This window comes from Heyndrickxia acidiproducens DSM 23148, assembly GCF_000374345.1.
GTDB classification, from domain to species: Bacteria; Bacillota; Bacilli; order Bacillales; family Bacillaceae_C; genus Weizmannia; species Weizmannia acidiproducens.
Window position 1 is genome coordinate 13,914 of the sequence record NZ_KB893986.1, and the last position, 23,838, is coordinate 37,751.

General features: G+C 45.4%; 26 protein-coding genes. 15 read left to right on the forward strand and 11 right to left on the reverse strand.

The window, feature by feature from the left end; all coding sequences use genetic code 11:
* Positions 1-67: 67 nt before the first annotated feature.
* Positions 68-271: an alpha/beta-type small acid-soluble spore protein gene (locus C232_RS0105890; protein WP_026314495.1), complete on the reverse strand. Its 204-nt coding sequence runs from the start codon at positions 269-271 to the stop codon at positions 68-70.
* 268 nt (positions 272-539) lie between these two features.
* Here C232_RS0105890 and C232_RS0105895 point away from each other — a divergent pair, with 268 nt between their 5' ends.
* The gene (locus tag C232_RS0105895) at positions 540-791 is read left to right on the forward strand and encodes a hypothetical protein (RefSeq protein WP_018662286.1); all 252 of its coding nucleotides are present in this window, start codon (positions 540-542) and stop codon (positions 789-791) included.
* Positions 792-856: 65 nt separating this feature from the next.
* On the opposite strand, the gene C232_RS0105900 is transcribed toward C232_RS0105895, so the two are convergent.
* The 6 genes from C232_RS0105900 to C232_RS18430 form a co-directional block, all read right to left on the reverse strand.
* The gene (locus tag C232_RS0105900; RefSeq protein WP_018662289.1) at positions 857-1,951 is read right to left on the reverse strand and encodes an ABC transporter ATP-binding protein; all 1,095 of its coding nucleotides are present in this window, start codon (positions 1,949-1,951) and stop codon (positions 857-859) included.
* A gap of 213 nt (positions 1,952-2,164) precedes the next feature.
* Positions 2,165-3,055, reverse strand: coding sequence for a PucR family transcriptional regulator (locus tag C232_RS0105905; protein ID WP_018662291.1), 891 nt, complete (start codon positions 3,053-3,055; stop codon positions 2,165-2,167).
* A 118-nt stretch (positions 3,056-3,173) separates the two neighbouring features.
* Positions 3,174-4,370 (reverse strand): YheC/YheD family endospore coat-associated protein, encoded by a 1,197-nt coding sequence (locus tag C232_RS0105910; protein ID WP_018662293.1) that lies wholly within the window; start codon positions 4,368-4,370, stop codon positions 3,174-3,176.
* A complete protein-coding gene (locus C232_RS0105915; RefSeq protein WP_018662295.1) occupies positions 4,367-5,728 on the reverse strand; it encodes a YheC/YheD family endospore coat-associated protein in 1,362 nt (453 codons plus the stop codon). The genes C232_RS0105910 and C232_RS0105915 overlap by 4 nt, the downstream gene beginning before the upstream one ends.
* Positions 5,729-5,767: 39 nt before the next feature.
* Complete coding sequence (locus C232_RS0105920; RefSeq protein WP_018662297.1) at positions 5,768-6,877, reverse strand: YheC/YheD family endospore coat-associated protein; 1,110 nt, start codon at positions 6,875-6,877, stop codon at positions 5,768-5,770.
* Positions 6,867-8,228, reverse strand: coding sequence for a YheC/YheD family endospore coat-associated protein (locus C232_RS18430; RefSeq protein WP_018662299.1), 1,362 nt, complete (start codon positions 8,226-8,228; stop codon positions 6,867-6,869). The genes C232_RS0105920 and C232_RS18430 overlap by 11 nt, the downstream gene beginning before the upstream one ends.
* Before the next feature lie 222 nt (positions 8,229-8,450).
* Between C232_RS18430 and C232_RS0105930 the strand changes: the two genes are divergently transcribed.
* The 5 genes from C232_RS0105930 (at position 8,451) to C232_RS0105950 (ending at position 12,164) form a co-directional block, all read left to right on the forward strand.
* Positions 8,451-9,584: a DUF445 domain-containing protein gene (locus C232_RS0105930; protein WP_018662301.1), complete on the forward strand. Its 1,134-nt coding sequence runs from the start codon at positions 8,451-8,453 to the stop codon at positions 9,582-9,584.
* 92 nt (positions 9,585-9,676) lie between these two features.
* Entirely contained in the window at positions 9,677-10,021 is a 345-nt protein-coding gene (locus tag C232_RS0105935) for a YlbF/YmcA family competence regulator (protein ID WP_018662303.1), read from the forward strand.
* A gap of 154 nt (positions 10,022-10,175) precedes the next feature.
* Positions 10,176-11,042 (forward strand): Cof-type HAD-IIB family hydrolase, encoded by an 867-nt coding sequence (locus tag C232_RS0105940; protein WP_018662304.1) that lies wholly within the window; start codon positions 10,176-10,178, stop codon positions 11,040-11,042.
* A gap of 141 nt (positions 11,043-11,183) precedes the next feature.
* Positions 11,184-11,966 carry an enoyl-CoA hydratase gene (locus C232_RS0105945; RefSeq protein ID WP_018662306.1) on the forward strand — a complete coding sequence of 261 codons (783 nt, stop codon included), beginning with the start codon at positions 11,184-11,186 and terminating at the stop codon, positions 11,964-11,966.
* A gap of 12 nt (positions 11,967-11,978) precedes the next feature.
* Positions 11,979-12,164 (forward strand): YhzD family protein, encoded by a 186-nt coding sequence (locus C232_RS0105950; protein WP_018662308.1) that lies wholly within the window; start codon positions 11,979-11,981, stop codon positions 12,162-12,164.
* Between the two features lie 40 nt (positions 12,165-12,204).
* Here the strand turns inward: C232_RS0105950 and C232_RS0105955 are convergent, their stop codons facing one another.
* A complete protein-coding gene (locus tag C232_RS0105955) occupies positions 12,205-12,948 on the reverse strand; it encodes a TerC family protein (RefSeq protein ID WP_018662311.1) in 744 nt (247 codons plus the stop codon).
* Between the two features lie 247 nt (positions 12,949-13,195).
* Here C232_RS0105955 and C232_RS0105960 point away from each other — a divergent pair, with 247 nt between their 5' ends.
* The 6 genes from C232_RS0105960 to C232_RS0105985 all read left to right on the forward strand — a co-directional run bounded on the left by C232_RS0105960 (position 13,196) and on the right by C232_RS0105985 (position 20,623).
* Complete coding sequence (locus C232_RS0105960; protein WP_018662313.1) at positions 13,196-14,107, forward strand: permease; 912 nt, start codon at positions 13,196-13,198, stop codon at positions 14,105-14,107.
* Between the two features lie 13 nt (positions 14,108-14,120).
* A complete protein-coding gene (locus C232_RS0105965; protein WP_018662315.1) occupies positions 14,121-14,969 on the forward strand; it encodes a TIGR03943 family putative permease subunit in 849 nt (282 codons plus the stop codon).
* 104 nt (positions 14,970-15,073) lie between these two features.
* Positions 15,074-16,318 (forward strand): metallophosphoesterase family protein, encoded by a 1,245-nt coding sequence (locus C232_RS0105970; protein ID WP_051086214.1) that lies wholly within the window; start codon positions 15,074-15,076, stop codon positions 16,316-16,318.
* Complete coding sequence (locus C232_RS0105975; protein WP_018662319.1) at positions 16,315-19,284, forward strand: ATP-binding protein; 2,970 nt, start codon at positions 16,315-16,317, stop codon at positions 19,282-19,284. Before C232_RS0105970 ends, C232_RS0105975 begins: the two co-directional genes overlap by 4 nt.
* 69 nt (positions 19,285-19,353) lie before the next feature.
* Positions 19,354-20,298: a 3'-5' exoribonuclease YhaM gene (yhaM, locus tag C232_RS0105980; protein ID WP_018662321.1), complete on the forward strand. Its 945-nt coding sequence runs from the start codon at positions 19,354-19,356 to the stop codon at positions 20,296-20,298.
* A 97-nt stretch (positions 20,299-20,395) separates the two neighbouring features.
* Entirely contained in the window at positions 20,396-20,623 is a 228-nt protein-coding gene (locus tag C232_RS0105985; protein WP_018662323.1) for a sporulation YhaL family protein, read from the forward strand.
* Between the two features lie 68 nt (positions 20,624-20,691).
* Here the strand turns inward: C232_RS0105985 and C232_RS0105990 are convergent, their stop codons facing one another.
* Positions 20,692-21,591: a peptidylprolyl isomerase gene (locus C232_RS0105990; protein WP_018662325.1), complete on the reverse strand. Its 900-nt coding sequence runs from the start codon at positions 21,589-21,591 to the stop codon at positions 20,692-20,694.
* A 308-nt stretch (positions 21,592-21,899) separates the two neighbouring features.
* On the opposite strand from C232_RS0105990, the gene C232_RS19280 reads away from it, so the two are divergent.
* Positions 21,900-21,983: a YjcZ family sporulation protein gene (locus tag C232_RS19280; protein ID WP_018662327.1), complete on the forward strand. Its 84-nt coding sequence runs from the start codon at positions 21,900-21,902 to the stop codon at positions 21,981-21,983.
* Between the two features lie 85 nt (positions 21,984-22,068).
* Positions 22,069-22,161, forward strand: a complete 93-nt coding sequence (locus C232_RS0106000) for a YjcZ family sporulation protein (RefSeq protein ID WP_018662329.1) — start codon at positions 22,069-22,071, stop codon at positions 22,159-22,161.
* Between the two features lie 176 nt (positions 22,162-22,337).
* Here the strand turns inward: C232_RS0106000 and C232_RS20220 are convergent, their stop codons facing one another.
* Positions 22,338-22,517 carry a hypothetical protein gene (locus C232_RS20220; protein WP_081622734.1) on the reverse strand — a complete coding sequence of 60 codons (180 nt, stop codon included), beginning with the start codon at positions 22,515-22,517 and terminating at the stop codon, positions 22,338-22,340.
* Positions 22,518-22,833: 316 nt separating this feature from the next.
* Between C232_RS20220 and C232_RS0106015 the strand changes: the two genes are divergently transcribed.
* Positions 22,834-23,163, forward strand: a complete 330-nt coding sequence (locus tag C232_RS0106015) for a DUF1878 family protein (RefSeq protein WP_018662336.1) — start codon at positions 22,834-22,836, stop codon at positions 23,161-23,163.
* 15 nt (positions 23,164-23,178) lie between these two features.
* On the opposite strand, the gene C232_RS0106020 is transcribed toward C232_RS0106015, so the two are convergent.
* Positions 23,179-23,745, reverse strand: coding sequence for an HTH-type transcriptional regulator Hpr (locus tag C232_RS0106020; protein ID WP_018662337.1), 567 nt, complete (start codon positions 23,743-23,745; stop codon positions 23,179-23,181).
* Positions 23,746-23,838: the final 93 nt, after the last annotated feature.

The window sequence follows — 23,838 nt, forward strand, 5'->3', positions numbered from 1 at the left end:
AAGGGAGGCTGTCTGGAAGCCTCCCTTTTTTAGCCATAAACTATCAAATTGTCAATGCTGGTTATTTTTAACGGAAAGTACCGCCAAGTTGTTGCTCTGCCATTTGAACAAGGCGTTTTGTGATTTCTCCACCAACAGAACCGTTAGCGCGGGAAGTCGTATCAGCTCCAAGTTGAACGCCAAATTCCTGGGCAATTTCATATTTCATTTGGTCAAGCGCCTGGTCTGCACCTGCTACTAATAATTGGTTTGAGCTATTGTTGTTTGCCATAATTTTTGTCATCTCCTCGTGGTGTTTTTTATGGTTGGGCCAGCTGGAATTGCACCAGCGGACAAACAATCAGGTTTGCCACCATCTTGGTTTAACCCATCTGTGTGTGGCTTTGTAGTCGTATTATGTTTATCTTGCCGGAAGATTATGCGGTTCTAAATCTGGTAAAATCTTGGAAAACAGCTTGCATTCAACATTTTTTGTACGAATAGTATTTCGCATTCTCCACACACTTTAAATAAAAAACACAGGAATGTGGGTGAAGCGAATGAAAGTCTGCCCCGTGTGCAATGGATTTGAAACGATCCGGGCGGTCTGTCCCGAATGCCGTTTTCGTTTGCAGGACGGCGGGAAAATATATGATTATTTCGATGATTACAGCCCTTATATGGAAATCTGGCAGGAAAAACTGGAAGACGGGGATCCGGAAAGTTCCGGGCAAGACAATTGTGTCCACCTCCTGTACTGCCCCCGCTGCAACCAGGAGGAAAGGAAGACAATATTCTATGTGGACATTTAAAAAAAGCCAATCGCAGCGGACGGCGGTTGGCTTTTTACAAAATTTATCTGCGCTTAACGGGCAATCTATCCAATCCTGGCTTCTGTTTCAGCATCGAAAAAGTGTGCTTTATTCATATCGAGCCCAAGCGTAATTTCATCGCCGGGATGGACAACGGTTCTGGAATCAATCCGTGATATAAATTCCTGCCCGTTGATTTTGGCATACAACATCGTTTCGGCTCCGGTTAGTTCTGATACTTCTATACGGGCGCGAATGGAGGCGCCTGGTACTGCATCAATGAAGACAGGTTCATCATGAATATCTTCAGGGCGGATTCCAAGGATGATCCCCTTACCGGCATAGTCTTTCATGGCCTTTAATTTTCCCTCCGGCACATCAATATGAATCATGTCATTGATATAAAATTTTCCATTCTGCAGTTTGCCTTTAAAGAAGTTCATAGCCGGCGAGCCGATAAATCCGGCAACAAACAGGTTTGCAGGAGTATCGTATACTTCACGCGGCGACCCGACCTGCTGGATGACGCCATCTTTCATCACAACAATCCTTGTGGCCATCGTCATCGCTTCTGTTTGGTCGTGGGTTACATAAATGGTTGTCGTTTGCAAACGATGGTGCAGGCGCGCAATTTCGGCACGCATTTGAACACGGAGCTTTGCATCCAGATTGGATAACGGTTCATCCATTAAGAACACTTTTGCATCGCGCACAATGGCCCGCCCGAGTGCGACCCGCTGCCTTTGACCGCCCGATAACGCTTTTGGTTTCCGTTTCAAATATTGTTCCAGTCCGAGAATTTTTGCAGCTTTCGTGACCCGCTGTTCAATTTCCGTTTTCGGGACTTTGCGCAGTTTCAGCCCGAAAGCCATATTATCATAAACCGTCATATGCGGATAAAGCGCATAATTTTGGAACACCATTGCAATATTACGGTCCTTTGGCGCAACATCGTTTACCCTTTTGCCATCCATATAAAAATCACCTTTGGAAATCTCCTCAAGCCCTGCGATCATGCGTAATGTCGTTGATTTCCCGCAACCGGAAGGCCCGACAAAAACAATAAACTCCTTGTCCTGAATATGTAAATTAAAATCGGAAACCGCTGTAACATGGTGATCATAAATTTTGTAAATATGGTCGAGCACCAAGTCTGTCATAGGAAAAGCCCCTTTCGATTTGTTATGATCATTATAAAGAAAGCCCTCTCATTTTGTTATGGTTAAGCTGCACAAAGATATTAGCTGAAACTTCGGCAGTTTGCCCTGTTTAAAAAACATTTGATTATGATTTGCGGCTTTCAAGACGGGGTGCTTTTGTTGATCAGCATTTTAGAGCCCGCTTTTGGCGATATTGCAGGGGAAAATTGAATGTCAGGACCGGAATACCAGGCAGGCAAAGTATGCCAGCATGGCGCTGTTGAAATTTCTTAAGTGGAGCCCGGATTTTTCTTCAAACTTCTCAATCCGGTACTGCAGCGAATTACGGTGAATAAAAAGCTGTTTTGCAGTCAAACTGGCATTGGAGAAGTTTTCCAAATATAATTTAACCGTCCGCCACATCTCACGGTCTTTTTTGAAAATCTCAAGGATGGTGCCAAAGAGAAGTTGTCTTGTTTCAGGCGGCAGCTGCTCTAGCAAATAGACAGGCAGCACGGAATCGAGCGTAAACAAGCCGGGCTTTGGCATCTGCAGCAGCGCAAAGTCAAAGAGCTGCTTTTCAAGTTGGAAAAAAGGCTTCAATGCTTCCAGCGGTTTAAATTCGCCGGCATAAAGTGAAATGGGCATATAGAAGTCGTTCTCAAATGCACGCATGGAAGCCTGCAAGTCATCAATTGAGACTTCTGTTTTATTTTTTTCTTCGATGGCCAATCCCTGCTGCCTGTCAATCATCACAATGGTCACGTCACGGACAAACATATTTTTTATCGCTTCCTGAACAAGCTGGATGTTAAGGCCGTCTTTCGCGATTGAAAACTGAATGATCCGGCATTTTTTCTTTTCAATTTCTAACGGGGCGGGGGCTCCCGGCAAAAATAAATAGTTATACCATTTGGCTGCAGTGCCTTGGTTCAGGGCGGTTTCCTCCAAATATTCCGGAAAGACCGTCTTAAGGAGCAAGGTCTCTTCAGCGCTCAAATCATGCGGTTCAATGCCAATATATTTTTCATCTTCGCGGATCCAAAACCATATCAGATGCTTGAATGGAATAGGAGAGGCTGAAATGCAGGCATTCGGATAGCGCGCTTTTAATCTTTCTATCATGACAGGGCCCCCTCTGCTTTTTGTCTTATTATGCTTTTATTTTAATCAAATTCCGCCGCATTGGGAACCGTTAACAGCGGAAAAGCCATTATCCATTGACCGCTTTTCAGTCCGCTGTTTAGCTGCCTTCCATTTCGCCATCATTGGTGAGCGTATAAAATAATGCAATTAATTTCCGGATTTTTCTTTCTTCAATCTCCACTTCGTCAAAAGGCATTGGCTTCGCATTGAGTTCAAACAGATAGAGGCTGCCGTCCGGTGCGGTGCCAATATCGGCGGTAAATTCGCCGAAAAACCCGTATTCCTTCGTGAGGGCCTTGCCGCATGCCTGAATCAAAGCCGGGATTTTTTGCTCAGCGTGCTTTTTTATATGGAACGCAAGCGGAACAATTTCCCCGCCTTTTGAGGTGTGGGTGGTAATTCCGCCGGGGCGGGCCATCCGGACGCCGATGCCGGTGATCTCATATGCGCCGCGGGAGAAATGGGCGTGTACACGGTAATCATATTTTCTGTCCAGGGAAAGTTCCGGCGGGATTGTCACCTGGGCAATATAGAGGTTATTATTGCTGATCTTTTCAACTTCTTTCCATAACGCTTGAATGGAAGGCAGGTCTTTGCAGGAATGCGGGCTGCAGTACTGGCAGCGGCCATCCGCTTTTAAAATAATCCGCAATATGCCGGAACCCTGTGATTTGTTTACCGGTTTGAGATAGAGATCTTTATGCCGGGAAAGAAATTCAGTAAAATCCTCCTGCTCCCGGATGAGAATTGTTTCCGGAAGATGACCCTTTATGTCCGGATTGTCCCGGAACTTTTCGTACATTTCGTATTTATCGAGAAAATGCGGGTTAAAAAAAGCAATCTTCCGCTGTTTTAACAGGCTGGCAAAGCGATGAAAAGGTTCCGAGGATTCCTCCGTACGCGATGAAATGCGGTTGTAGACGATATTGGGGTAAGGGAAAACGGCCTGCAGCCAAACACCTTTATTTTTGCAGTAGCAAAGCCCCTCAATGGTCTCAGGCTTTATGTCCTGGAGGCTGAACAAAAAAGCGAGGCCGCCATCTGCCTCCTGGAGCCCGGCTTGGATTTGTTCATAAAATGCCCGGCTGCCTAAAAAGATGCTGTTTTTGGATTTGCTGACTAAAATACCGATCAGCGGCCCGGCGATGGCACCTGTTTGTTTCATCCAAAAACTGTAATCTTGAGGAGGGGGATCCTGGTAAGGGAGCAGGTCAGCTTCCTTTCCCCAAAATAACGGCGTCTTTTCCGGCCGGATGAATTGTTTTTGGGGTGCGTTTAAGTATAGCGGGATCATGTATGCATTTCCCCAAGCTCTTCCAATTGCCTGGCTGTTACATAAACGGCAAAAGATAAGCTCATTTTCCGTGTCAGCCAATCAAATTCTTTCATGAACGGATGGGTAAAAATCGAACGCCCGGGCTTTGAGTTGGCTTCAAACAGCCACACTTTTCCGCCCGTATCAATCCCTAAATCAAACCCGATTTCACCGATTATTCCCTCTATATGATCATCAATAGATTGGGCAAGTGTCAGTGCCGCTTTCGTAAGCGCTGTACGGTACGCCTCCCGTTGTGCGCTGTCTCCCACCAGCTGCTCCAGGGTCTTGATTTCCCCGCCGTTTTTAAGATGGGTGGTCGGGCTTCCCGGCCCCGCCACTTTGGCTGCGATTGCCGTCACATGCCAGTCGCCGTTCTCATCTTTATTGGCATGGACGCGGAAGTCAACCGGGCGGCCATTATCGGCAATTAAATGGATTCCCTGCTGGACAAGGAGGCGGCCGGGCTGTTTCTTCGCAAATACCTGGTTCATGAGGGCTTCCAGGCTTCTGAATTTCAACAAACGGTTTTTTTCGTCATGGTACCGGCAATAGTAGGCCTGGGACCTGCGGCTGTATACAATTTGGTGGACGCCGAGGCCAAGGCTGCCATGAATGGGTTTCACATACACCTGCCCATAGTCGGACAGCATGCGTTCGATTTGGTGAAACGATTCAAGCGCATGTGTTTCCGGCAAATACAAACTGGCCCGGTGATCTTGAAACAGGCGGTCATGGACTTCCAGTTTATTGAAAAACCCGGGATTGTACCACGGGATAAGGTATTCTTTTTCAAGCTTTTCTTTTACGGCTCTTGAATTTTTCATGGCTTCGCTCCGCCTGTTGGGGAGGCGGTCATAAATGGCATTCGGAAAAGGCACATCGCGGCTTTCCCAGCCCTCTTTACTGTAAAAAAATCCGCGGATCAGCCCCTGTTCCCAGTCAATATGCTGCTCTCCGAAAAGAAAAGGCGCAACACCGGCTGCAGCCTGCACGGACAGCAGTTTTGCAAAAAGAGCGGATCTTGCGCCGATCGGATGGCTCCGATATGGCGTAAACCCGGAAGAAAAAATTCCGACAAGCGGCCCAATGAGGAGCAATGGGCCTTTTTGGAAGCAATGGACAGCTGTTAAAAAATCAGGGATGAACAGGGCTGCGGCCAAACCGCTGCTGGCGGCAAACACATTGCGCCCGTTTGGATGGGGTTCAATTTTTGCCGCCGCCACTTTCGATCCAAACGCTGCTTTTGTGGCGGTTTCCGGAAAAGACAGGGCTGACGGGGTATAAAGGATCAGTTCCTGTTCTTCAAAAAATTCAATTTTATACCTTGTTGCCATTGTAAAGCACCTCACTTCTTCATGGATGTAAAAGCAGCGCTATTGGCGGGCAGATGCTGCCGGGTTTTTGCTGCCGGCTCCGCGTTCATGCTTCTCGAGATACTTGCAGTAGGCGAGCGGGGCCTCATACATTTGATCGAGGCGTTCCGGATAGAGCTGGCTGATCAGTTTTCTGCCCGGTTTTGAGTTGATGTCAAGCACCCAAATGGATTGGTCGCTTGCAATAATGAGATCGATGCCAAGCTCAAACAGCGGGTGGAAAGTTTCTTCAAGAACATGCGGCAGTTCTGCGATCAGTGCTGCAATTTCATGTTCTAAATAAGAATGATTGAAATACGGGGTTTGCTGCTTCCAGTCTTCATAAGCTGAAATCGAAGCCCCGGCGCTCATATTCGTCAAAATTCCGTTTGCGGCCCCTGTGCGGATTCCTCTTGCCATTTCGCGCCAATGCCCGTTTTTATCTTTTTGCAAAAAGATGCGCAGATCAAAGGGCTGGTGCCGGTTGTTCACATTGTCGAGCCGGGCTTGAATGAGAAAAATTTGTTTGGTTAAGATGATGTCGAGCCATTTACTGAAAGCGCCCAAATCGGCGAATGTTTTAGAAATGAGTTTTCCGCTTTTTGTTGTTTTGACAAGAATAGAATCACCCGTTTTTTCAAGCGCGTATATGGCATAGCCATGGGCGCCGTTAATTGGTTTTAAGATAACGGAATTGTAACGGTTCAATTCGGACAGCACCCTCTCCGGATCAGTCGCCCTGATGGTTTTCGGTAAATAAGGCGAAATCCTTGGGTCATCCTTTAACCGGTCATACAGATTTCCCTTATTCGGGAGGCCATAGCCCAAAAAGGTGATGTCTTTTCTTTCCTTCAGCCATGAAACAATTTTCCTGGCATCTTTGGAAGCCTGGTCCTCTCCGTAAAAACAGCGGTCATATAAACAGGCGGGAATTTGAAATTCACAGCCGGACCACTGCTTTTTGCCTGTATCAAAACGGAATCCTTTTACCATTTGGGTGCCCGGTACGAGATCGAGCGGTGAAAATAAATATAAATCGGTTCCATATTGTTTAGAGCGCATACCGATTTTCGTAAAATAATCCTGCCGGTTTAAAGGGTCCAGTGTCAAAATTCCTAATTTAGTCGTCATGATGGCGGCTCCTTTCTCTCCACAAAAACATGCAATAATGATAGAACGCTTTTACAGACGGCCGGAAAGCGGGGGAGGGCTGCTGAATTTGTTTGGATGGTTTTAAATTGGCTTCAATAAACCATGGTTTTCCGTTCTGATCTACACCGATATCAAGCCCGAGTTCTGCAATATTGCCGTTTGTATGGGTACTGATTTCCTTAGCGGCTTCAAGCGCCAATTCGTTCATGAGAGCCCAAACGAGTGCAGCTTTTTCCGTACCGAAATACCTGTATAAAAGTGGCAAAGGTTTTAAAACGCTGCCTCCCTGGGCAAGATTGGAAACAAAATTCCCTGCAGCCGACATTCTGGCAACAGCGGAGATGAGGTTCCAGTCGTTGTGATTGCTTTTAAAAACAAGAAACCGGAAATCTAATTTTTTCTCTTCGCATTCCATTAAAGGGATGGCTTTTTGAATAATATACGGGCGCCTTCCGATCAGCTGGTCTGTCTTTTCGATGGCATCTGCTGCATTGGAAAACAAAGCAGGGCTTTGGCTGCCGCCTATATGGTGCTGAAGGGAAACTTTCCCGTCTTTAAGCTGTAATCTGATGATTCCGCGTCCCTGGCTGCCGTTTTCCGGTTTAAGATACAGTTCTTTGAATGATAAAAGGCATTCCCGCAGGCGGCCTTTGTCATAGCTGAAGGTTTCAGGAAGATAACGGCTCAAGGCGGAATTTGCTTTCAGGCAGTGATGCACTTCCAATTTGGATAAATATCTTGCGTTAAAGAAATGAATGCCTGCTGCTTTCCATTTTGCAATCGCTTCTTTGAACAGGGGGCTTTTTTCACTGTGCCTGGCGTGAAGCCGGTTATACACCACATCCGGAGCCGGTACTGCCGTTTGAATCCATGTTTGCTCCTCACATCGTAAGCCCGCGTTCGGCCAAATGCCCATGCCGGTGATATACAGATAGCCCCCTTCGCCCTGGGTGAGCCGCCGGAGTTCATTGCAAAAGTCCCGCATGCCTGCTGAAACCGGCGGCGTTCCGGATTTTCCGCTGAGTTCAGTCAACACAGCAATGACAGGGCCAAAATGCAAAATACCTTCTGAGTAAGCGGCTTTCAAGCGGATGGAGGGCATTGGCAGCATCCATTTTTCATAGCAAGACCTGGATAAGCGGATAATGGGCAGTACACCCCTGTCCGGAACGGCAATCACGCCGGCTGCTGCTGTGATGCCGCCAATTCTGATTGTAAGGGTACTTTCAGGGGGGAGGCGGAGCAGCTTGAATAGTTTTTCAGGCATTTCCATATCCGCCTTGTGTTCCCCGTCAGCAGTGATTGGCTGCAATTCTACTAAACATTCCATAGTCAATCCCCGTTTGTTATCAAATGAAATACTTTTCGGCCGGGCTGAAAATGCGGGACTTTTTTGACTTACCTGGGCTTTTGCTGATATCTTATGAATAGTACAGAAAAAGGGTGCCGCTAAAATTTACATTCCGACCGGGCGTAACCATGTAAAAAAATGGGTATTTTTAACACCGTGAGCCATTTGCCATCGAATATAAAGGAATAGGATGATTACAACATGCATGCTTTTTTGGAAATTCTTTTTATGACCGTTGTAGGGGCGGTGATCGGGGGCTTTACCAATTACCTGGCCATCAAAATGCTGTTCAGGCCGTATGAAGCCATCTATTTAAAAAATTGGAGGCTGCCATTTACACCCGGTTTAATCCCGAAACGAAGAGAAGAAATTGCACGGCAATTGGGCGATATGGTCGTCCGCCATTTGGTAACGCCGGAGAGCATTGAAAAAAAACTGCTGTCGCCGCAGTTCATGAATGAGGCAAAAGCGTGGCTGAAGCAGTCTTTTCTGAAGTGGCTCGAGGCGAATTGGACCATCCGTCAAGTTGCCGGTTTTTTTAAGATGGAAGTGACGGAAGATAAAATTCGAAGCTGGATCGAGGCCAAAATCAGCAGCCAGTATGATCAGACAAAAAGTTCAATTGCCGCGCAAAGCCTGGACAAGTCGCTTCCCGTTGCCGTTACCGGGAGGATTGAGGAAAAAATTCCGGATCTCGCCGATTTGGTGATCCAAAAAATATGCGATTACGTCTCCAGTGCACAAGGCCGCCGAAAACTTGAAGGCATGATCGGGCATTTTCTTGACGAACGTGGCATGATTGGCTCGGTGCTGAAAAAAATTATCGGCAATATTTCAATTGCAGACAAAATCCAGCCGGAAATTGTTAAAGCACTGCGGGAAAGCGGAACGAAAGCAACGGTTGTCGAGATGCTCGAAACGGAATGGCAAAATATCAAATCAAAACCGATTGAAAGCTTGCTGCCGGACCTTCCTGATCGTGAAATGAAACAGTGGCTGAGTAATATCATTTATTCAGCACTGCCGGTCGGGCGATTGCTGGAAACACCGGTTCAGGCATTTTTCATGCGCTTCCGGGATAAAATTACGGACGAATGGCTGCCTGAATGGTCTGAAAAAGGGTTGCGCCTGCTTAGCAGCAGAGTCCATTTGATTATCCAGAAGCTTCAGATTGCGGATCTGGTGCGCCAGGAAGTGGAATCTTTTCCGGTTGAAAGGCTGGAAATGCTGATTCTCGGGATCACAGCGCGCGAATTTAAAATGATTACTTATTTAGGCGCGCTGCTAGGCGGACTGATCGGCATTGTCCAGGGGATGATTGTGCTGATCATATAATCGGTGTGGCAAAAAGGGTGAAGCGCCCATACTGTGTAATGAGGAAAGCAACCAAAGTAAAAGATGACAGATGTACAGGAGGTTTCCAACTGGTGTCTAATTTAAATGATTATGCCTATCTTTTAGAAAAAGAGATTCGTGCAAGCGGTGAATACGGTGCACTGAAACAGGCATACGAACAGGTGCTGCAAAACAGCCAGGCAAAAACGTTATTCGATGATTTCCGCAATCTTCAGCTCAGGCTGCAAGAAAAGCAAATGTCAGGCCAGCCGGTAACAGAAAAAGAAGCAGGCCAGGCGCAGGCAATAGCAGCTGCCGTCCAGGCAAATCCGCTGATTGCCAGGCTAATGAACGCCGAACAACGGCTGAGTGCGGTACTGGATGAAGTCAATAAAATATTAATGAAGCCGCTTGAAGACCTCTATACGGGCAAATAATGCAGGTTTCAGATACACAGGGAAGCGGCAGAAACTAATGAAGCGATGATGGCTGTTCTATTTCCCCTCTTTTCACATACATTTATAAAAGAAGCCGGCTGTTAAAAGGCGTTTCTAAAAGCGGTTTTGGAGCATCTTGAAGAGGGGGAGCATCATGATCTATAAAATGTTGGCCTTAAATGTTGAGGGGACATTATTACAGGATAACGGGCGGATCAGCAGATCGACGAAAGAAGCAGTCGACTATGCAGGAGGAAAAGGAATCTCCGTCACATTAATCACCTCCAAAAGTTTCGAATACGCCCACCGGGTTGCCAAAATGCTGAAGCTGAATTCATCCCTCATCACACATCAGGGCGCATTTATTGCAAGTAAACCGGATAAACCGATTTTTGTAAGGAGAATCAATGAAGAAATTACGCTTGATTTGGTCCGTTTCCTTGAAGGATTTCAGGCCCAGATCAAGCTGGTGTCGGAAAACTTTACCCTTGGAAATAAAGTAAAGCAGCCGAATAAACTAATCGGCCGCGTCATCTACCAAACGTCGAATCCGTTTTCCTATGCAGAACAATATGTGGATGCACTAAGCGAAAAACTCGGCCAGAAGCCTGTTTCCCCGCCGAAAATTGAAGTGACCTTCTTACGTGACCAGGACGTTCAAGATGCAAAAAAAGCGATTTCCAACATGTTTCACGAAGTAGACTGCATTGTTTGCGGGAAAGGCAAGCTTGATATTGTGCCGGCCGGAGTCTCCAAGTTCCGCGGCCTGTTATATGTATGTGACCGCATGAATATCCGCCGCGAAGAAGTCGTTGTAATCGGCTCTGATACGGATGACCTTCCATTAATCGAATGGGCGGGCCTCGGCGTTGCAATGGGCAATGCCCCGCTAAAAGTCAAAAATGCTTCCGACTGGGTAACAAGATCAAACAATGAAAACGGCGTTTCCTATATGGTGAAAGAACATTTCCGCAAACAACAGCCAATCGACTTTTTAAAAAAAATGAAACTGATCAAATAAATGAAAAACAGGGCTATTTTACGAAAAAATAGCCCTTTTGCTTTTAAAAAATTTAAAAAAAGCAACCAATAGTATTGGAAAACGTTGAATATTCCGCTATGCTAGAAGTAGGAAATAAACAAGCAAAGGAGTGGGATTTCGGTGATTTCAACATATGAAACGATGCAATTAGAAATAAAAGACGACATTGCCTATTTGAATTTCAATCGCCCGGATGCTTTAAATGCCTTAAATTTGGAGATGATTACCGCATTAACGGATAATTTGAAAGCGATTGCGATGGATGAAGCCGTCAAAATTTTAGTCGTTTCAGGAAATGGCCGTGCTTTTTCAGCAGGAGGAGATATTAAAGAAATGCTTGCGGTACAGGATGAAAAGGAGTTTTCGCATTTTATGGACCATATTAATGAAGCCGTTTCCATACTGGCGGCAATGCCGAAACTCACGATTGCGGCGATTCACGGCCCTGCCGCGGGGCTGGGACTGAGCCTTGCGCTCGCATGTGATTATGTGATCAGCGATGCAGACAGCAAAATTGCCATGAATTTTATCGGTATCGGCCTGGTGCCTGACGGGGGAGGGCATTATTTGCTGCGGTGCCGTGTCGGGCAGGAAAAAGCGAAGAAAATCATTTGGGAAGGCAAAGTAATGCCGGCAGATGAGGCTGAACAGCTTGGCATTGTTGATGAAGTCGTGCCGCAGCTAAAACCGGCTATTGACCGGAAAATTACGGAGTGGAAGGCAAAACCAATTTTGGCCATGATCAAAACGAAAAAAATCTATACGGAATTAAACCGTCCGGAATTTAACAAATCACTGGAGTTGGAAAAACACGGCCAATGGAAAATGCGGCAGACAAAAGACCATCTTGAAGGCATCCAGGCATTCGTTGAAAAAAGGATGCCGCATTTTACCGGGGAGTAAGGAGGATCAAAAATGGGCGTATATAAACTGACGGCTTTTGAACCTGCCGGAAAGAAAATTCTGGATGAAGGCTTTGAGGCAAAGGATGACAGTGAAGCCAAACAAATCGGGGAGCGCCTTTTAAAAGAGAAGGGGGTTTATGAAAAAACACACCGCTGCACTTCGCCAAAAGGAGAATTAATCTTATTCCATCGCTAAAAAAGCGCCCGGTAGTTAAACTGCCGGACGCTTTTTTAACTTAATGGGCGCTCACATTATCGGTGCGGTGTTGTTGCTGGCGCCGCTGTTTCGTTTCCGTCCGCCTGTTGGAAATGTAGCCGAGCCCTAAAATCAGGACTGTTATAATGGCGGAAATAGAATAAGTAACAGGCCCATGGGAGACGTGAAGCCATTCCAGCAGATGCTCGTCTTTAAACAGCATCTCAGCTGCTGTCCACGCCAGAATGCCGGATCCCGCGTAAGCAATCCAGCTGTAGCGGTTCATCACTTTCACAATCATTTTCGAGCCGAAAATCATCACCGGGATACTAATGGCAACGCCAAGCGCAATCATGCCGACGTGCCCGTTTGCGGCACCGGCCAGGGCAACGACATTATCAAGGCTCATGACGGCATCGGCCAATATAATTGTACCGACCGCTTTTAACAGCCCGTTCGAAGACTTCACGTGGACATCCTCATCTCCGCCTGAAAGTACTTTAAAGGCAATCCATAACAACAGCAAGCCGCCGATAATATTGACATAAGGTACTTTTAGCAGGGCAACAATGGCCATCGCCAGTAATATTCTTAAAATAACAGCTCCGGCAGTCCCCCAGAAAATCGCTTTATTTTGCTGGTTTTTCTGTAGTTTCCGTGTCGCCATCGCAATGACTACGGCATTATCGCCGGATAAAATAATATCAATCATAATGATCTTAAGCAATGCGATAAACGCACCGCTGGAAACAGCCAATCCGATTGTAAAGATAGATTCGGACAATCATTGTCATTCCTTTCAATTAAAGTTCTAATTACAAGTTCATATGACCTATATACCAATACTATCATATTTTCATAAAAAAAGTAATAGAATCCGGCCAATTTCATAAAAATGCCAGGACTTCCCGGACCGCTTTTTTCGATTTCTTTTCAGATCTGTCCGTTTACACTATGATACTAATGTAGTATTCTAGTTAGATGAAGTTTTTCAAGAAGCAGTGTAAGCGTGATAGAGGAGAGATAGCGCCATGAGCCAGTCTTTATTACAAATGAACACCATTTTTATCAGTATTATCATTGAGGCGCTGCCTTTTATTGTGCTGGGTGTATTTATTTCTGCATTCATCCAGATGTTTGTCACCGAGGAAATGATCGCAAAAATAATGCCGAAAAACCGGTTTTTGTCTATTGCATTCGGTACCGGGATGGGCGCACTGTTTCCGGCATGCGAGTGCGGCATTGTCCCGATTACGGAAAGGCTCGTCCGCAAAAATGTTCCGCTCTATGCGGCAATCGCTTTTATGCTGGCAGGACCGATCATCAATCCGGTTGTCATATTTTCGACTTTTGTTGCTTTCGGGGACAGCTGGAAGATGGCCTTAATGAGATGCGGGCTGGCCATTTTTGTCGCGGTGCTGACCGCGATTGTGATTTCTTACCTATTTAATGAGAGCCAGCTTCGTGAATTTGCCAATAAAAAGCTGCATCTTCATGAGCATGATCATGGCAGCAGCCGTCCCCATGAAGAACCTGTTCCGGCCGGCTTATGGGCAAAAATAACCGGCGTGGTTGACCATGCCATTGATGAATTTTTTTCAGTCGGTAAGTTCCTTGTATTCGGGGGGCTGATTTCTTCGGCCATGCAGACGTTTTTCCGGACAAGCACATTGCTGCAGCTCGGGCATACAAAAGCCACTGCAATTGCCATCATGATGCTGCTTGCTTTTATCATGTCCATCTGCTCGGAAGCGGATGCGTTTATCGCCTCATCATTCAGCGGCATGTTCGGTACCGCGGCGATTCTTGCGTTTTTAGTTTTTGGCGCGATGGTCGATATTAAAAATTTGCTGATGATGATGCACTCATTTAAGAAGAAATTTGTTGCCTCCCTGATCGGCATCATTATCGTATTTGTATTTGCCGGCGCATTAATCATATAAGAAGGTGTTAGCAATGTTGCGGTTTATCGTCTTATTCGGATTCGCCTATTTTTTTATGAAGCTGCATGCAACTGGCGATATCAGTAAATATATTAATATGAAATATTCGTTTTTGTCGTTTTCAATGATTTTTGTGATGTTTTTTTTAATGATCTACCAGCTGGTTAAATGGGTCAGGGCCGGAAATAAGGAAGAGCATCACGTCCATCATGGGCATTCGCACGAACAGGATGAAAATACCTGGTATAAGAAAGTGTTTACGTACGGGCTCATCCTCATCCCGGTCGTAACAGGCATTTTTTTGCCAGTCGCAACATTAAATTCAACGGTCGTTAAAGCAAAGGGCTTCCATTTCTCAATGATTGACAACGATAAAGACCAGTATGCCAACCACCAGATTCTGCGCCCGAATTCGAGCCTTTATTATGATAAAAACCAATATGTGGAGATGGAAAACTCCGATTTGAAACAGTACCGGAATTTAAGCCATATTACGCTCGATGATAACCATTATTTCCACGGCCTTGAGACAATCTACAATTACCCCGGAAATTTTATTGGTAAAAAAGTGACGATAAAAGGTTTTGTGTACCGGACGGATGATATTAAAGACAACCAGTTGTTTGTCCTCCGATTCGGTATTATTCACTGCATTGCGGATGCCGGCGTGTATGGCATGCTTGTCGATTTTCCGGATCATATGAAGAACAAATTAAAAGAAAATACCTGGATCCAGGTAAGCGGAACACTTTCAACTACCTATTACGATGCTTTTAAGGAGAATATCCCTTATTTAACCGTAACGGATTATCAAAAAATCCCTGAGCCGAAAGATCCATATGTATACCGCCAGTATAACTAAACGGGTTTGGCGCGCTAAAACAATGCCGGAATCAATGTCCGGATATTGTATTACAGCGCCAAACCTTTTATAATGGAAACAGAACGTATATTCGAAAGAGCGTGATGTCATTGAAAAATATCCGATTTATCCATGCTGCTGATCTGCATCTTGACAGTCCCTTTACCGGTCTCAGGCAGCTGCCGGCTGAAATATTTGAACGGGTGCGGAACAGCACTTTTAAAGCATTTGAAACAATGGCTGATTTTGCAATTGAAAATAAGATTGACTTTTTGCTGGCCAGCGGTGACCTGTACGACGGGGAAGACCGCAGCCTGAAAGCACAGGTCAGGCTCCGCAGCCAATTTGAGCGCTTACGTGAAGCCGGTATTGAAGTGTTTGTGCTGCATGGCAACCATGACCATTTAGGCGGGGCATGGACAAAGATGCCGATGCCCCCGAATGTGCACATTTTTTCAGATAAGGTTGAATCGAAAACATTTACGGCTGAAAACGGGACAACTGTAAAGCTGTATGGGTTCAGTTATCCAAAAAGGCATGTGTTTGACCAGAAAATTCTTGAATATCACAATGAAGGGAATGCGGATTTCCATATTGGCATGCTGCATGGCTACTGTGAAGGCGGCAGCATCCGGCACCAGCCGTACGCGCCTTTTTCACTCCGGGAACTGCTCGCGAAAAAAATGGATTATTGGGCGCTCGGGCATATCCATCAGCGCCAAATTCTTCATGAACAGCCTTTTATCATTTACCCCGGCAATATCCAGGGAAGAAACCGCAAAGAAACAGGATCTAAAGGCTGTATGCTCGTGGATATGAATGAATTCAGCACCCATGTTGCTTTTTTGGAAACGGCAGATGTGATCTGGGAGCAGTTGAAGGTTTCGGCGAAGGGCCTTGAGGCGTTTCACGATCTTTATAGCGTTTGCCGGGAAAAGCTGGAAGAAATCAGGAAACAAACGCAGGCTGTTTTGATTGACCTTGAAATTGAAGAAACAGGCAATTTGGGCACAGAAGCGCTTGAAAAAATAAACAATGGGGAACTGCTGGAAGTGCTGCAGGAAGGGGAAGAAAGCGCCCCGAATTTTGTTTGGCCCCATCATATTACACTGAACAGGCCTGAATCTGTCCCACAGCTAAAGGAATATGAATTTATCAGCCGGGAAATGAAGCATACGGCTGCAGAACTGGCAGATGAAGAAGCGTTTGCCCGCGCTATTTCTCCGCTTTATTCCCATGTGTACGCAAGCCGCTACCTCAGGCGTATAACAGAAGAAGAAAAAAAACAACTGCTCAGTGAAGCGGAGGCCGTTGCCTTTTCAAGAATCAGGGAAGAGGGTTGCAAATGAAGCTGTTGGAAATACATATTTATGGTTTTGGCAAATTTATCGATTTTCATTTAACCGGTTTAGACAGCTTTGTTGCCATTTACGGCGAAAACGAGGCGGGCAAGTCAACGCTGATGGCTTTTATCCAGGCGGTTTTATTCGGCTTTCCGACCAGGCAGCAGGCAGAACTACGCTATGAACCGAAAACGCATGATGCATACGGGGGGCGGCTCGTCCTCCAGACAGAAAAGGCCGGCATCGTAACGGTTGAAAGGGTGCGCGGAAAAGCGGCGGGAGATGTAACAGTCACCTTTGCAGACGGGAGAATCGGCGGTGAGGCCCAGCTTGCTGAAATGCTCGGCGGTCTGAATAAAACGATGTTTCAATCGATTTATTCTTTTAATCTCCTCGGGTTGCAGGAAATCAGGAAATTAAAAGGGAACGATATCAGCCGTTACTTGTTTGCTGCCGGCACAATCGGCACAGATGCCCTGCTGCATGCGGAAGAAACGCTGCAAAAAGAAATGGAGGCCCGTTTTAAACCAAACGGGCGCAAACCGCTTCTGAATGAAAGCCTGCAGAATCTGCGCAATCGCGAGAAAGAATTGAACGGGCTGAAGGCGCAGAACAGCCGGTATGAACAGCTGAAGGCAAGCCAGGCTGCCCTGGAAAAAGAACAGGCCCAAATCAGGGCAGATCTTGAAACATTCAGGCAGTCCCTGCAGAAAGTGTTGCACGATATTAAAATTTGGCCTTTATTTGCCAAACGGCAGCAGCTCGCACAACTACTTGCAAAAGCAGGCCCGGTTAAGTTTCCGGTGGACGGCCTGCAGCGGATGGACCGGCTTGCTGAACAAAAACGCAGCATCGGCAGCAGGCTAACTGCCCGGAACCGGCAAAAACAGGCCCTGCTCCAAAAGATCAAAGAAATCGAACCTGATCCGCTTTTGGAGCAGAACAGCGGCCCGATCGAACAGCTCCTGGAAGAATGGCCGCAATACCAGCAGCGCCAGGCCGAATTGGACCGGCTGCAGTTTGAATGTGAAGCTTTGCAGGAGCAGATCGAGCGGCTTAGCAGAATGCTGAATCTGGACGAAGAATCTGCCGCCCGGGTATGCAGTCTCGATTTAAGCGTGGCAGCAAAAGAAAAACTGCGCCTGGCTGTCCATGAATATGAACGCATCAAAACCGAGCAGCAAACATACCGGGCGCGGCTGAAGGAACTGGAGGACAGGGTGCATGCGATTGAGCAGCAGTGCAGCCGGCTCGAAAATGATTTTGTTTCGGAAGAAGAATTCAGGGGGCTGGCTGAAAAACAACAGCAATACGGGAAAAAACTTGAGGCAGAGGCAGCACTGGAGAAGGAGCAAAAGCGTATTGAACTGCTCCGGAGAATGAATACTGCTTCAAAACAATCATCGGCCCAAATGCTGGTACTGGCCGTAATTTTGCTGCTGATTGGCGGATTCGGCCTGTTTGCCCATCAATATCTTTTTTTAGCGTTATCTGTCCTTGCGCTGGCAGTAGCCGGCTGGTTTTATTTCAAGAAAAGGAACACGGCCCCGTTAGAACAGGAACTGCTGGCTATCACACGTGAGGCGGAAGAAAAAAGCAGGCGCCTGCAAAACTGGGAAGAAGACCGCGGCGCACTGCAGGCTTATGAGCAACAGAAACAGCTCCGGGAAAAATGGAAGCAGCTGATCCTTCAATTGGAAGGCTATCAGCAGCAGGCCCGGGATATTCAGAACCGGCAGAAGTTTTTACTGGCAAAGGAACGAAACGGCCGGGAAGCGCTCGACCGCTTAAAAGAAAACTTTGCACTTCACCGTGATTTTCAAGCCGGCCAGTTGATGGATGCCTTCGAACTGTTGGTTGATTTAAGTGGCCAGGTTAGAAAAAGAGTGGGGATCCGGCAGAAGCTGGCCCAATTAGGCAGCATGCAGTCCGCTTATCAGGAAAAAATGGCGCAATTATGGTCCACCCTGCAAGTCCGCTGGCCGCTTCTGCAAGAGGGGATATTATCATTGAAGAAGGCGCTGTCGGCGCATCAGGAACGAAAAGTTCTCTACCATGAATGGCAGAATAAACTGCTTGAAATAGAGGAACAGGAAAACCTGCTGCAAATTGAGAAGCAAACGATTGACAGCGAGATGGATCAGCTGCTTCATCTCGCCGGCGTGAAGGATGAAGAAGCATTTCGTGAGGCCGGCCGAAACTGGCAAATATATGAGCAACAAAAAAACCAATTGGCTATCCTCGATACGCAACTAAAAGGGGAGGACCTCGATGGATTGGCATCCAGGCATAATGCAGATGAATTGAAACAGGAACAACTGGCGCTCGAAAAGAAAATAGATGAACAAAGTGAAAAGCTTCAGGAAATAAACCGTTCGTTGGCGGAAGTAAACTATGAGATTGCCAGACTGGAAGAAGGGGGCACATTTACTGAAAAGCTCCATCAATTTTACAGTGCCCGCTCGGTTTTTCAGGAAGATGCAAGGGAATGGGCCAAGCTTGCCCTTGCGAAGGAATTGCTCTCGCGAATGATGGCCAGACTGCGGGAAACCCGTTTTCCGCAGGTCCTGAAAATGGCAGGGACGTATTTGAATTTCTTGACAGACGGCATGTATCTTTCCCTCCATTTGTATGAGGGAGACCGTTTTTATGTAAAGCGGAAGGATGGTGTGCTGTTTTCAGCCAATGAATTAAGCCAGGCTACTGCCGAACAATTGTATATTTCCCTGCGCCTCTCGCTGGCTGAGGCGCTTGGTGCAGAGTATCCATGCCTGCTGGCCATCGACGACGGTTTTGTGAACTTCGATTTAAAGCGTACCGGAAAAATGGCCCGCTTGCTACAACAAATCAGCAAAAACAGGCAGGTTCTGCTTTTTACGTGCCATCCCCATTTGCTTGATTTGTTGAAAGGCACACATGTGATAAGGATTGAAAACGGGCGCCTGACAGAAGAAAAGAAAGCCGGATTGTAAAAAGCAGGCAGATGTTATGTTATACTCAGATAAGAATATGATCAGTGTAACAGATCGGAGGATGGATTTATGGCAAAAGGGCTTCTCTATTACGAAGTAGGTGAACAGTTTGATGCTTTTCTTCTCATTAAGCATGCGACAAAAGGGATTGCCAGTAACGGAAAACCTTTTTTAACGTTAATTCTCCAGGATCGTACAGGAGATATCGAAGCAAAGCTTTGGGATGCTTCCGAGCAGGATGTGCAGACCTATAAAGCTGAAACGATCGTGAAAGTCGCCGGGGATATTTTAAATTACCGCGGCAGACTGCAGTTAAAGATCAGGCAGATCCATCCCGCTTCCCCAAATGACGGGGTTCGTTTAGCAGACTTTATTGAAACGGCCCCGCTGCGCCAGGATGAAATGATAGGGAAAATCACACAATATATTTTTGATATGAAAAATCCCAGCATCCAAAGGCTGACCAGGCATCTCTTAAAAAAATACCAAAAACAATTCCTTGTCTATCCGGCAGCGACGAAAAATCATCATGAATTTGTTTCCGGGCTGGCCTACCATGTGGTTTCGATGCTTGATCTGGCAAGGGCAATTGCCGATCTTTACCCATCCTTAGACCGCGACTTGTTATATGCCGGCATTATTCTCCATGATTTAGGAAAAGTGCAGGAATTATCCGGCCCGATTTCAACAACTTATACAGTGAAAGGGAACTTGCTTGGGCATATCTCTATCATGGTCAATGAAATTGCCAAGGCTGCCGAGGAACTGGATATTCATGGAGAAGAAGTCATGGTTCTGGAACATCTGGTTTTAAGCCATCACGGCAAAATGGAATGGGGAAGCGCGAAGCCCCCGATGATCAAAGAAGCGGAAATCCTTCATTATATTGATAATATTGATGCAAAAATGAACATGCTTGACCGCGCGCTCCGCAACGTAAAACCCGGGGAATTTTCGGATCGGATTTATGCGCTCGATAACCGTTCGTTTTATAAACCAACCTTTCATAAATGACAGTCTAGCAAAATGCCTCTCAAAATGAGAGGCATTTTTTTGCGGAAATCATCATAGAGTGTAGCAATAGGACAAACTTTAGAAAGGGCGTGGGAAAATGGAAATGGCGGATTTTCCAATTTGGGTTTATTTTGTTGTAGCAGCAATTATAGTCTGTGCATTTATGGCGATAAAGACTTCAAAAGAAGACAGGGAATTGGAACAGGAATGGATTGAAAAAGAAGGGGAGGTCTATATTAAGCGGATGAACAAGGAAAAGTCAATGCGGCATCCGGATCAAGAACAGGATCAGGAACAGGAACAGATAAAGGCGAAGGAAGCATAAAACAGGGCCGGGTCTAAAACCTGCGGCCCGGCCTGCAAAAAAAGCGCCCGGTTTCCGGACGCTTTTTTTTAATTATTGGAAGAACTTGATGAACCTGAAGTAGTGGATGTGCTGTTGCTGTTGCTTAAAATGGAATCAAAAGTATTTTTTAAATCGTCATCTTTGACTTTAATATCCGCAGCTTTTAATTCTTTCTTTAAAACAGCCTGGATTTTTTCTGTTGTTACCTTCGATTCTTTATATTTCTTTTCTACTTCTTTTTTCATTTTACTGTAAGGCTGTTTCTCTTTTTGGCCGGTTAATTGGATAATATGGTAGCCGTAGGAAGTTTTAACGGGATCGCTGATTTCATTCTTTTTCAATTTATATGCAGCTGCTTCAAAAGCGCTGTCCATTTCTCCTGCGCCGAACCAGCCAAGGTCGCCGCCTTTGGCTGCAGTTGCCGTATCAGTTGAATTCTTTTTAGCCAGTGTTGCAAAGTCAGCGCCTTTATCCAGCTGTTTCTTAATCGAATCCGCTTTTTCTTTGGATGAAACCAAAATATGGCGGGCTTTGATTTCCGGTTTGATGTTGTTTGTATAATAATCTTTCAATTGCTTTTTAGTAGGATGGATACTTGCTTCCGCTGCTTTTTGTTCAAGAAGGCCGACCTTGATGCTGTTGCGGAAGTCACTTTCATTGGCATAACCGTATTGCTGCAGCGCTGTGTCAAAAGAGGTGCCCAATTGGTTTTTTGCCTCATTGACCTGTGCGTTCACTTCTTTTTTCGATACTTTATATTTTTTAGACAGCACTTTTTCAATTGTCAGCTGTTGAAGAACGGAGGAACCGTATTTGTCTTTCATTGCTGTATATAATTGGTCTTTTGTTACATTGCCAGCGTCTGTTTTTACAACCGCGCTATTGCCGCACGCAGCCAGTCCGAAAACACTTGCCGCGAGCGTAAGGGATAATACCCATTTTTTCATTCAAGAACACTCCTATTCGTTTTGTCATGCTAGAAGAACCTACAAACACTACTATATCATAAATATAAAGTGAAGAGAAACCAAATCAGTGTTTCTTATGGAATCTTAATGCGATTCTTATTGATTTCCAATCAGACAACAGGTTTCGTAAACCGGATTCATGGGTTTGCTGTAACTATTTTTGGGCCATCTGATCTTGGCTCACCCGGTTTTTAAGATGAAAATCGTTATAGAAATAGGCGTTTGCTTTTATCGTTTTAGACGAATGTTACATAGGATATACGGAATGAGAAAAGGAGGTATTCAAAATGGGTTTTGCTGATGGCAGTGGATTCGCGTTAATTGTCGTGCTATTCATCCTTCTTGTTATTGTTGGTGCGGCATACCTCTAAAAAGAATAGCCGGTAGACGGATGCCCTTAACAATTATGTACATGACCGAATAAGATAAATTAAAGCAAAAGAGGAGGTGGATTGTATGAGTGGAGGAGCAGTTTACGGAGGCGGCTTTGCCTTACTTGTTGTGTTGTTTATCCTGTTGATTATTATCGGTGCATCCTGGGGCTGGTAATATGAAAGGAGGGAAGGCCGGGTTAAAAAACAACCCGGCCTTCCCTTTGCAATTCGCTCCAGGTTGCCAGCCGCGGCCGGGCATGGCAAAAGGCCAATTCCTTCAGCCCATGAGGCGGACTTTCCGTTGGCGGATTTATGCACAAATCAGGGCTTAGCCAGGTACCATTCGCATTTCTATGTAAATTGCAGATCCAAGTAGGAAGAAAAGAGCAGAATGGTAATTAGGATGTTAATGGTCCGAAATAATTCGGGCTGGCGTTCTTCGGGTATTTCTTTTTTTGTACATAGATTGCTTGTCAAGATGTTGATAAAGTATAAAATAAAGAAAGCGTATAATATAAAAAACAAAAGCAAGTACATGCCAAATCGGCCTCCTTCAATGAATGAACTTCGGGATCACCAAAGAATGGCGGAACGGCAGATCATTCCGCCTCATCTTCCAGCAAGAAAGGTTGGTTCAGCAATGATGAGGCAAGAGGAAAGGGCAAAACCCCAAGCATGCATCAACACTGTTTTCAAACTTTACATTGAATTCATATAAAAATCAAATTCATAAACTGATAAAATAAGAGAAGAGCGAACCTGCAAAAGATGTCATATCCGGGTGAAAAAAGTTCATGTTATGAACAGAGACTTGCTCCAGCAAATAAAACATAAACGAGGGAATTGAATGGAATCAATCGAGCAAAGATTAGAACGGCTTGAATTTTACCAGAAACTGCTGCTGAAAATGATCGAATCCAATCAAAACGCTTTTTACCGGCTGGTGATTGAAAAGCAGCTGTCCAAACAGGATGTTGAGCAGTTCTTCGCTCTATGCGAGCAGTTAAAACAGGAGTTGGAAGAACAAAAAGCGGATCATTTTGTTTTCTTTTACCCGCTTTTTACAAAGTTTAAAGACCGGCTGCATAAAAAATTACAACCGGATGAAGTCATTGCGGCATGTTTGCAGCAAGGGCTCTACCCTGAGTTAATGAAAGTACTTGAACGCAATCTTTAATCAGGCAACGGGCCCTTATGGCTGGTGCAGGGAAGTGTTTGCCAACAGGTCTGTTACTTCAAAACTGCCGGTCTCTTTTTGGTTAATGGAGTTTTCAACAATATCCATAAAGTCTGTCCCGTAAATCTGGCGTACGATGGCTGCCAGTTCGATGACATCCGGAAATTTGCCATACAGATCATGCAGCGGCATGGTACCTTGCACAATGGTGCTGTTTTCCGGATTAAACGCTTCCAGTGATTGAAGAAAGATTTCTCTGCCTTTTTCGGTTAATTGAATATATGTGTTTCTTTTGTCGTTTTCTTTTTTTGAGAATTCAAGCAAGCCGCGTTCCTCCAACTTTTTAGAAAAATTGAAAGCTGTTGACACATGCATGACGCCGTATCTTGCAACATCCGAGATGGAAGCCCCTTTGAGATGGTACGCAATCCATAAAATGTGATGTTCATTGATGTTTAAGTCAAATGGCTTGATCCACTGCTGCCAATCTTTTTCGATTGTTTTCCAAAGCGCTTTTGACAACTGTGTGATTCTCTTGCAAAAAATCAAATACTCATTCATCGATGAAGCTTGGTTTGTCATTTTCCCATCACCCCTTACACTATATACTAACATTATGCCAATAAAATAAAAAATAATAAAGATATAATATACAAAATTTTTAGAAACGAAGAC

Bases quoted from the DNA above. Each gene is read 5' to 3' on its own strand.
- C232_RS0105890 (WP_026314495.1), bottom strand. From the start codon at position 271: ATGGCAAACAACAATAGCTCAAACCAATTATTAGTAGCAGGTGCAGAC.
- C232_RS0105895 (WP_018662286.1), top strand. From the start codon at position 540: ATGAAAGTCTGCCCCGTGTGCAATGGATTTGAAACGATCCGGGCGGTC.
- C232_RS0105900 (WP_018662289.1), bottom strand. From the start codon at position 1,951: ATGACAGACTTGGTGCTCGACCATATTTACAAAATTTATGATCACCAT.
- C232_RS0105905 (WP_018662291.1), bottom strand. From the start codon at position 3,055: ATGATAGAAAGATTAAAAGCGCGCTATCCGAATGCCTGCATTTCAGCC.
- C232_RS0105910 (WP_018662293.1), bottom strand. From the start codon at position 4,370: ATGATCCCGCTATACTTAAACGCACCCCAAAAACAATTCATCCGGCCG.
- C232_RS0105915 (WP_018662295.1), bottom strand. From the start codon at position 5,728: ATGGCAACAAGGTATAAAATTGAATTTTTTGAAGAACAGGAACTGATC.
- C232_RS0105920 (WP_018662297.1), bottom strand. From the start codon at position 6,877: ATGACGACTAAATTAGGAATTTTGACACTGGACCCTTTAAACCGGCAG.
- C232_RS18430 (WP_018662299.1), bottom strand. From the start codon at position 8,228: ATGGAATGTTTAGTAGAATTGCAGCCAATCACTGCTGACGGGGAACAC.
- C232_RS0105930 (WP_018662301.1), top strand. From the start codon at position 8,451: ATGCATGCTTTTTTGGAAATTCTTTTTATGACCGTTGTAGGGGCGGTG.
- C232_RS0105940 (WP_018662304.1), top strand. From the start codon at position 10,176: ATGATCTATAAAATGTTGGCCTTAAATGTTGAGGGGACATTATTACAG.
- C232_RS0105950 (WP_018662308.1), top strand. From the start codon at position 11,979: ATGGGCGTATATAAACTGACGGCTTTTGAACCTGCCGGAAAGAAAATT.
- C232_RS0105960 (WP_018662313.1), top strand. From the start codon at position 13,196: ATGAGCCAGTCTTTATTACAAATGAACACCATTTTTATCAGTATTATC.
- C232_RS0105965 (WP_018662315.1), top strand. From the start codon at position 14,121: ATGTTGCGGTTTATCGTCTTATTCGGATTCGCCTATTTTTTTATGAAG.
- C232_RS0105970 (WP_051086214.1), top strand. From the start codon at position 15,074: ATGTCATTGAAAAATATCCGATTTATCCATGCTGCTGATCTGCATCTT.
- C232_RS0105975 (WP_018662319.1), top strand. From the start codon at position 16,315: ATGAAGCTGTTGGAAATACATATTTATGGTTTTGGCAAATTTATCGAT.
- yhaM (WP_018662321.1), top strand. From the start codon at position 19,354: ATGGCAAAAGGGCTTCTCTATTACGAAGTAGGTGAACAGTTTGATGCT.
- C232_RS0105985 (WP_018662323.1), top strand. From the start codon at position 20,396: ATGGAAATGGCGGATTTTCCAATTTGGGTTTATTTTGTTGTAGCAGCA.
- C232_RS0105990 (WP_018662325.1), bottom strand. From the start codon at position 21,591: ATGAAAAAATGGGTATTATCCCTTACGCTCGCGGCAAGTGTTTTCGGA.
- C232_RS19280 (WP_018662327.1), top strand. From the start codon at position 21,900: ATGGGTTTTGCTGATGGCAGTGGATTCGCGTTAATTGTCGTGCTATTC.
- C232_RS0106000 (WP_018662329.1), top strand. From the start codon at position 22,069: ATGAGTGGAGGAGCAGTTTACGGAGGCGGCTTTGCCTTACTTGTTGTG.
- C232_RS0106015 (WP_018662336.1), top strand. From the start codon at position 22,834: ATGGAATCAATCGAGCAAAGATTAGAACGGCTTGAATTTTACCAGAAA.
- C232_RS0106020 (WP_018662337.1), bottom strand. From the start codon at position 23,745: ATGACAAACCAAGCTTCATCGATGAATGAGTATTTGATTTTTTGCAAG.